This window comes from Thiocystis violacea (genome assembly GCF_016583565.1).
GTDB classification, from domain to species: domain Bacteria; phylum Pseudomonadota; class Gammaproteobacteria; order Chromatiales; family Chromatiaceae; genus Thiorhodococcus; species Thiorhodococcus violaceus_A.
Genome location: NZ_NRRF01000052.1, coordinates 25,568 through 33,425, shown reverse-complemented (window position 1 = coordinate 33,425; position 7,858 = coordinate 25,568). Strand labels below are relative to the sequence as shown.

Genomic DNA, 7,858 nt, shown 5'->3' with positions numbered 1-7,858 from the left:
ATCAGATCGAGATGTGGTTCTCGATCCTGGCGCGCAAAGTCCTGCGCCGTGGCAACTTCACCTCCATCGACGACCTTCAGAAACGCATCAGCGATTTCATCGACTTCTTCAATCGCACGTTGGCCAAACCCTTCCGCTGGACCTATGAGGGAAAGCCGCTCGCAGCATGAATGATTAAACAGTCTCGGGATTTCCACTCTGTTGCACTAGCGTTGTTCGGATCGCCCTATCCGGATTGCCGCGGTGCCCGACGCTTGATGCCTCCGACCACCGCCTGCGCCTCGGCCGGATTCTCCGGCCAATGGTGTTTGGGATAGCGCCCGCGAAGCTCTTTGCGGACGTCGGCATACCCCCGCGCCCAGAAGCCGGCGAGGTCTTGGGTGACCTGCATGGGGCGGCGCGCGGGGGAGAGCAGGTGCAGTAGGACGGGGACGCGGCCCATGCAAACGCGGGGTGTGTCTTCGAGCCCGAAGAGCTCCTGCAGTGGTGCCGCGAGCACCGGGAGGTCGCCAGCCCTGTAGTCGATGGGGCGATGGTTGCCTGCCGGGGTGGCGAAGCTGCGCGGTGTTTCCTGATCCAGGCGTTGCTGCCGCTCCCAGCTCAGGCGGGCAGTCAGGACGGCGGCGAGGTCGAGCCGCTGGACCTCGGCGAGCCGCGACTTGCCCTCAATCCAGGGGGCGAGCCAGTCTTCCAAGCTGTCATTGAGCGCTGCGTCGGAGAGATCCGGCCAATCTCCCCTTGGGTCGTGCTGGCGCATGAGCTCGACGCGCGCCTGAAGCTGTCGCGCGCTGTCCGACCACGCGAGTGCGCGCTCGAACAGCTCGCGGACACGCGCGAGGAGGCGTGCGCTCGCGTGGTCGTCCGGCTGCAGTGGAACGGGACGCGATGCGAGGGTGATGGCGCCGAGGCGGGAGACCTCGCGGCAGGCGACGGCCTCGCGCTCGCTGTCCCAGGTGACCTCGCGGCTGTGCGCGATACGGGCCTCGAAGCCTGCCTCGAGTTCGGCTTGGTCGATCGGCAGCGCGCGCTGGATGCGCCCGTCGCGCCCCTTGGCGTCCATGTCCGCGACGACGAGATAGGCATGGACGGCGAGCGCATCGTCACGCGGCAGCACGGCACCGGCGCCGGAGGCGAGCAGGTAGCGGTCGTCCGCGCCGTCGCGGCGTTGAGCGACCCGGTCGGGATAGGCGAGGGCGAGCAGGGCGCCGGGCGAGCGGGCGCCTTGTCCAGGGCACGCATCGGCACGCTGGACGATCCCGATCAACTGGGCCGCGACGCGCTCGACGGTCGCCAGCCGGTAGCGGTCCATGTGCCTCGGTGGACGCCTGTCGCGCAGCGCGTCCAGGGCCTGCAGCCGAGCGCCGAGATCCGCCGGGCGTGCGCGATCCGGCGCGGCGATGAAGGGGTCGCGCTCGGAGACCAGGGCGCAGAGGCGCGCCGCAAGCTGCCGCTCCCCGGTCGAGGCGCTCAGGAGCATGACGGCGAGTCGCGGGTGGACCGGCAGCTCCGCCATGGCGCGTCCAAGGCGGGTGATGGAGCCGGCATCGTCCAGCGCGCCGAGCGCCCGCAGTAGCTCGATCGCCTGCGACCAGGCCGGGGGCGGGGGCGGATCCAGCCAGCTCAGCTCGGCGGGGTCCTTCACGCCCCAGAGCGCGAGCTCCAGCGCGATCGGAGCCAGGTCCGATTGCAGGATCTCGGCGGTGCGGTGCGCGGGCCGGCCATGCTCCTGAGCGGGCGTCCAGAGTCGGTAGCAGACGCCCGGCCCGAGGCGCCCGGCGCGGCCCGCGCGTTGCTCGGCGGAGGCGCGGGAGATGGCCTCGGTGACCAGGCGTGTCAGGCCGGAACCGGGGTCGAAGCGCGGCTTGCGGGTCAGTCCGGTATCGACGACGGTGCGAATGCCCTGGATGGTGACACTGGTCTCCGCGATGTCCGTCGCGACGATGACGCGCCGTCGGCGGCCGTCGCCCGGTAGCAGCGCCTGATCCTGCTGCGCCGAGGGCAGGCTGCCGTGGAGCGGCAGGATCTCGATGTCACCATCGCTCAAGCGGTCGAGCTGCTCGACGCAGCGGCTGATTTCGCCCGTTCCCGGCAAGAAGACCAGGATGTCGCCGACGTCCTCGGCCAGTGCGCGACGTACTCCAGCGATCGCGGAGCCCACGGCGTCGGTGTCTCGGGCGTGATCGCAATAGCGCACCTCCACCGGGAAGCTGCGTCCTTCACCGCGGATGATCTCGGCCTCGTCCAACACGGCGGCGAGCGGCTCGCTGTCCAGCGTCGCGGACATCACCAGCAGCCGCAGCTCGGGGCGCAGGTTCTGGACGACGTCCAAGGTGAGCGCCAGCCCGAGATCGGACTGGAGATTGCGCTCATGGAACTCGTCGAAGATGACCAGGCCGATGCCCTGGAGGTCCGGATCTCGCTGCAGCCGGCGCGTCAGAATGCCCTCGGTCACGACCTCGACGCGCGTGCGCGGGCTGACGCGGCGCTCGAAGCGGACCTGGTAGCCGACACGCTCGCCCACTGGCTCGCCCAGCAGACTCGCCATGCGCGCCGCTGTCATGCGCGCCGCTGGACGCCGCGGCTCGAGCATGAGGATGCGCAGGCCGGCGAGCCAGTCTTCGTCGAGCAGGGCCAAGGGCACCTTGGTGGACTTACCGGACCCCGTCGGAGCCTGCAACAGAGCGTGACCCTTTCGAAGCGCCGCGCGCAGCGGTTCTAGGGCCGGGTCTATCGGTAACCATTGATCGAGGGAAGGGCGGTCAGTCACAGAGACATTGAGATCCTTGGGTTTGGAGAGATTTCGCTTCCGGTTTAGGGGCTTGACATGATCCAGCGCAAATGGACCGCAACTGTTGGGCTTCTAGAAGAGGCGCAGCTGTCTATACTCCGATACAGGTCAATCAACCGGATCCGACCCTACTCATGGCACGTCTACCCCGTTTCCTGATGCCTGGCTATCCGCAGCACGTGATCCAGCGCGGCAACAATCGTCAGCAGATCCTCTTCGAGGAAGAAGACTACTGGTTCATCTGGGACAAGATAGGCGTCGCCGCCGAGAAGTTTCAGTGCGACATCCACGCCTATGTGCTGATGCCGAATCACTTCCACCTGCTGGTCACCTCCTATCTGGAGAACGGCATCGGAAAGCTGATGCAGTACGTCGGCCGTTATTACGTTCAATACTTCAACAATCGCTACGACCGCACCGGAACCCTCTGGGAAGGGCGCTATCGTGCCACTCTGGTGGATCCGAAGCACTATCTGCTGGCGGTCTCCCACTACATCGAGGCCAACGCGGTCCGCGCGGGGCTGGTGAGCAAGCCGTCCGAATACGGCTGGTCGAGTTATGGCGGCAACGCCGAAGGGGCCGAGGACAATCTCATTACCTCGCATCGGGAGTACGAGCGGCTTGGGCGCAGTGCCAAGGCGCGGCGCGAGGCCTACGCCAAGCATGCCGAACAGCCGATTGCGGAGCCGATGCTCAAGCAGATCCGCGATTGCACCAACAAGGCCTGGGTGCTCGGCAGTCCGGAGTTCTGCAACGAGATCGAATCGGTGCTGAACAGGCGCGCCCTGCCGCGGCCGCGTGGCGGAGACCGCCGCTCCGAGGCCTATCGCCGCAGTGCCGGCCTGGCGTGAGCCGTGATGGCGGGGTCGTCCACTCGCCCAATGAGGCGGATGAGTTCTTCATGGTCGAGGGCTGTTTCATCCTCGAGTCATGGAACCGGGAGGAGGATCCCGCCGTCTCGATCGCACGCGCGCGCGTCGGCCCCGGCGTCACCACCCGGCTTCATCGGCTCGCGGGCATCGTCGAGCGTTACCTGATCCTGAGCGGAAAGGGCATCGTCGAGGTCGAGGGATTGCCGCTGCGGGCAGTCGGCGTCGGCGACTGCGTCTACATCCCCGCCGGATGCGCCCAGCGCATCCGCAACCGGGGCGAGCGGGAGCTGATCTTCCTCGCCATCTGCAGCCCGCGTTTTCGCCAGTCCGCTTACGAGGATATCGACCCCCTACCGCTGGCTTGAGCGGGCCGGCGAGCGCCCGCCCGATCATCCGCTCAGTCGGATGGCCGCAGCTGCCAACCGGCGAGGAAATCCTTGCGCATCAGCATGCCGAGCAGCCTGTCGCGCCCGTCGACGACGGGCATGGCGCGTCCACCGTGACGCCGAAAGCCCGTCATTATCTCCTGTCACACGGTGGATCAGGGGGCGCTATTCCGCGCGGCGGGCGAGGGCTGGTGCTGACCAGTCGAGCAGGTAGCGAGCGTCGGCGTTGGCTTCAAGGCGTTCGGCCAGGCGCCTAGACAGGTCCAGGAGGGCGAACTTGGATCTCAGCCGGCGCTTGCTGAGGTCTTTGATCCGGGAGGACAGATCGAAGCACGTCTTGATGTTCTGCGCGCTCAGCACGCAGGGCGGCAGTCCCGCGCGCAGCAAGATGTGGCTCATCAGCAAGACCCCGGTGCGGTGATTGCCCTCGAAGAAGAGCTGTGGCTCGGAGAGGATCTGCGTGTAGACGCCGGCCGCGCGGCGCCAGGGCGTCGGGTGGCGGTGGTCGGCCAGGTAGTTCATGAGGGCACGCACGCCGCCCAAGCTCCTGTCGTCGTAGAAGCGCCGCTCGGTTTCGCGAAAGTGCGGCGCGCACTGCTTCAAGTCAGGATCCGGGTCTTCGCAGATGACCAGGCAGTTGAGCTGGAGCAGCCGCCGCGAATTCCCCGGTGCGAACAGGTCGATATCGCCCTCCTGCAGTTGGTCGAGGAAGCGATAGCCCTCCAGCAGCGCGAGCAGGATCTCCTCGCGAAAAGGGTCGCGCGGTGTCTCCAAGGTGGCGTTGATGCGATCGAAGCCCCGCTGAACGGCGCGCAGGGAGGCCTCGATCGCGCTGAGATCCAGACGGGGGTTCGACACGTGGCACTCCTTGTGTTGGATCGATAGACGAGTTGGATCGATGCATCTATTGGATCGATGAACGTGGCCATCACCAAGTCGCGCCGCGCGACAGCCTCAGCGGACCCGCGCCAGTGCCTCCTTCGCCTTGCCGATCATGACCTCCGGGAGCGGAATGTAACCCATCTCCTCGGCGATCGGCTGCCCCTGGTCGAGGCCCCAGGTGATCGCCCCCTTCAAGGCACCCGCCACGGCGGGATCCGCATACCGCTGGCTCAACAGCAGCCAGGTATAGCTGACGATGGGGTAGGCGTCCGCACCCTCGGGGTCAGGCAGATAGATCCTCAGGTCAGCCGGGATGTCAGTGACCGACGCGAGCGCCGCCTGCCCGGTGCGGGGTCCGGGCGCCACGAAGGTGCCGGACTTGTTCTGCAGCGTGGCGACGGGGAGCCCCAGGCGTTGGGCGAACTCATAAGCCATGAAGCCGATCGCGCCATCCGTGATCTTGACCCGCTGGGCGACACCTTCGTTGCCCGGCACCGCCATGGCGATACCTGGCCAGTCGACCAGCTTGCCGACACCCGGACCCTTGTCCGCCCAGTCGGGGTCGACTGCGGCCAGGTGATTGGTGAAGGCGAAGGTGGTCCCGCTCGAATCGCGCCTTACCACGGTGACCACGGCCTTGTGCGGCAGGTCCAGATCCGGATTGGCGTCGCGAATGCGCGGATGATCCCAGTCGCGGATCCGGCCCGCGAAGAGGTCGAGATAGACGTCGCGCGGCAGGCGCAGCCCGGTCGGTACGTCTGGGATGTTGTACGCCAGCACCACCATGCCGGCCGTCATGGGCAGCATGACGACGCCGCGCTCGGGATCGACCCGCGCCAGCTCGGCGTCGTTCATGGCGGCGTCACTGGCGCCGAAGTCGATGCTGCCCGCGAGGAAGCCCTGGACGCCGGCACCGCTACCCAAACCCGCGTAGGTAAAACGGGTCTCCGGGTGTGTCTTCTCGTACTCCTGGATCCAGCGTTGATAGAGGGGCTGGGGAAAGGTGGCTCCCGCCCCATGGATGGTCAGCTTGGCGTCGTCGGCCGTGGCGGATTCAGCCGGCTGGCCGCTGAAGAGGGTTAGGGTCGCCGCGGCGAACACCGCCGCGAGCTTGCCCGTTAGGTGTCTCTTGGCCTTCATGTGCAGTCTCCAGGCCACCGGTCAGCTGAACTCGCCCGAGATGTATTCCTTGGTGAGCTGCTCCCTGGGGTCTTCGAAGATCTGCCGCGTGGGACCCATCTCGACCAGGTAGCCGGTGCGTCCGCCTTGGGAAATGTCCACGGAGAAGAAGGCCGTGGTATCGGCGACGCGCGTGGCCTGCTGCATGTTGTGAGTGACCATGGCCAGGGTGTAGTTCTCCTTCAGCTCCAGCATCAGCTCCTCGACCTGGCGGGTGGCGATGGGGTCGAGCGCCGAGCAGGGCTCGTCCATCAGCAGCACGTCCGGCTCGGTCGCGATGGCGCGGGCGATGCAAAGGCGCTGCTGCTGACCGCCGGAGAGGGAGAGCCCGCTGTTCTTGAGCTTGTCCTTGACCTCCTTCCAGAGCGCCGCCCGCTGAAGGGCGCGCTCCACCCGCTCTTCAATATCCCCCTTGAACCGGTTGAGTCGCAGGCCGAAGGCGACGTTGTCGAAGATGCTCATGGAGAAGGGGTTGGGCTGCTGGAAGACCATGCCGATGTAGCGGCGCACCACCACGGGATCGACCTTCTTCGCATAGATGTCCTGGCCGTGATATATCACGTTGCCCTCGAAGCGGAACACCGAAATGAGGTCGTTCATCCGGTTGAGGCTGCGCAGCACCGTCGATTTGCCGCAGCCGGAGGGGCCGATGAAGCCGGTGATCTTCTTCTTCTCGATCGGCACGACCGAATCGCGCACGGCGAGGAAGTCGCCGTAGAAGATCTTGTTGACCGTGCAATCGATGACGACGTCACCGGCGGCCTGGAAGGGCTCTGCGACGAAGAGCGCCTCAGCTGTTGCGTTCATGATGACCTATACCTCGGTTTCTGTGCGTCAAACCTTCGAGCGACCGACGATGCGCGCCAGGATGTTGAACATCAGGACGATGAGCACCAGGGCCAGCGAGGCCGTCCAGGCCAGCTCGATCTGGTTCTCGAACGGCATGCCGGAGAAGTTGTAGATGAGGATGGAGAGCGAGGCGGTCGGTTCCGCAAGCTCGGAGATGTAGTAGTTGCTGAAGAGCGCCGTGAAGAGCAGGGGGGCGGACTCGCCCGCCGCGCCCGCGATGGCCAGCATGACGCCGGTCAAAATGCCGGGCAGCGCGGTTGGCAGCACCACCTTCAAGATGACCTGCGTCTGGGTGCAGCCCATGCCGTAGGCGGCGTCCTTCATCCGCTGTGGGACTTGCGCCATGGCCTCCTCAGCGGCGAGCACCACGGTTGGGAGCATGAGCACCGCGAGCGCCACGCCGCCCGCCATGGCGGAGTAGCCGAAGCGGATGACGAGCACGGCGTAGACGAAGACGCCTGCCAGGATGGAGGGAAAGCCGGTCAGCACCTTGGCGAGGAAGCGCGACGTTGACGCCAGTCTGCTCTTGGGTTCCAGCACGCCGAGATAGATGGAGGCCAGGATCCCGAGCGGGATGCTGATGGCCGAGGCGATGCCGACCATCACTAGGGTGCCGAGGATCGCCGGCCCGATGCCGCCGCCCATCTCGAAGCCCGCCGGCGGCAGGCCGGTCAGCACCTCGACCACATCGCTGCCGAAGAGACGCGATCCGCCCTGAATCAGCAGCATGTAGATGACGGAGAACAGCGGTACCGCGGCGAGCACGGCGGCGAGCCAGGTCAGCCCGGTCAGAAAGCCGCTCTTGAGCGCCCTGGGCTCGAGCGTCTGGCGGTCCAGATTCGGCCGGGGGCGGATCTCTTCGGGCCGCGCGGTCAGATCGATCGTGCTGGTTGGATTCATGG

At 66.4% G+C, this 7,858-nt stretch carries 8 protein-coding genes; 2 read left to right on the top strand and 6 right to left on the bottom strand.

Translation table 11 applies throughout. The features are described 5' to 3' along the window. Positions 1-226: 226 nt before the first annotated feature. On the bottom strand, positions 227-2,767 hold the full coding sequence (hrpB, locus tag CKO23_RS17855) for an ATP-dependent helicase HrpB (protein ID WP_200333178.1): 2,541 nt from the start codon (positions 2,765-2,767) through the stop codon (positions 227-229). 155 nt (positions 2,768-2,922) lie between these two features. Between hrpB and CKO23_RS17850 the strand changes: the two genes are divergently transcribed. Together CKO23_RS17850 and CKO23_RS17845 are read left to right on the top strand one after the other, a co-directional pair. Next, a complete protein-coding gene (locus CKO23_RS17850) occupies positions 2,923-3,639 on the top strand; it encodes a transposase (RefSeq protein WP_200333177.1) in 717 nt (238 codons plus the stop codon). Positions 3,640-3,689: 50 nt separating this feature from the next. Next, complete coding sequence (locus CKO23_RS17845) at positions 3,690-4,025, top strand: cupin domain-containing protein (protein ID WP_200333182.1); 336 nt, start codon at positions 3,690-3,692, stop codon at positions 4,023-4,025. A 32-nt stretch (positions 4,026-4,057) separates the two neighbouring features. Here CKO23_RS17845 and CKO23_RS26590 read toward each other — a convergent pair whose 3' ends face one another. From CKO23_RS26590 to pstA, 5 genes are all read right to left on the bottom strand, one after another. Next, entirely contained in the window at positions 4,058-4,180 is a 123-nt protein-coding gene (locus CKO23_RS26590; protein WP_346014634.1) for a CBS domain-containing protein, read from the bottom strand. 31 nt (positions 4,181-4,211) lie between these two features. Then, positions 4,212-4,904, bottom strand: coding sequence for a hypothetical protein (locus tag CKO23_RS17840; protein WP_200333176.1), 693 nt, complete (start codon positions 4,902-4,904; stop codon positions 4,212-4,214). A 96-nt stretch (positions 4,905-5,000) separates the two neighbouring features. Continuing rightward, entirely contained in the window at positions 5,001-6,068 is a 1,068-nt protein-coding gene (pstS, locus tag CKO23_RS17835; protein WP_200333175.1) for a phosphate ABC transporter substrate-binding protein PstS, read from the bottom strand. Between the two features lie 21 nt (positions 6,069-6,089). Beyond that, on the bottom strand, positions 6,090-6,917 hold the full coding sequence (pstB, locus tag CKO23_RS17830; RefSeq protein WP_440870575.1) for a phosphate ABC transporter ATP-binding protein PstB: 828 nt from the start codon (positions 6,915-6,917) through the stop codon (positions 6,090-6,092). Between the two features lie 24 nt (positions 6,918-6,941). After that, complete coding sequence (gene pstA, locus CKO23_RS17825) at positions 6,942-7,856, bottom strand: phosphate ABC transporter permease PstA (protein ID WP_200333173.1); 915 nt, start codon at positions 7,854-7,856, stop codon at positions 6,942-6,944. Positions 7,857-7,858: the final 2 nt, after the last annotated feature.

What these genes read in the sequence shown, in the direction of transcription:
- CKO23_RS26590 (WP_346014634.1), bottom strand. Translation starts at nt 4,180, where the DNA reads ATGACGGGCTTTCGGCGTCACGGTGGACGCGCCATGCCCGTCGTCGAC.
- pstS (WP_200333175.1), bottom strand. Translation starts at nt 6,068, where the DNA reads ATGAAGGCCAAGAGACACCTAACGGGCAAGCTCGCGGCGGTGTTCGCC.
- CKO23_RS17850 (WP_200333177.1), top strand. Translation starts at nt 2,923, where the DNA reads ATGGCACGTCTACCCCGTTTCCTGATGCCTGGCTATCCGCAGCACGTG.
- CKO23_RS17845 (WP_200333182.1), top strand. Translation starts at nt 3,690, where the DNA reads ATGGTCGAGGGCTGTTTCATCCTCGAGTCATGGAACCGGGAGGAGGAT.
- pstA (WP_200333173.1), bottom strand. Translation starts at nt 7,856, where the DNA reads ATGAATCCAACCAGCACGATCGATCTGACCGCGCGGCCCGAAGAGATC.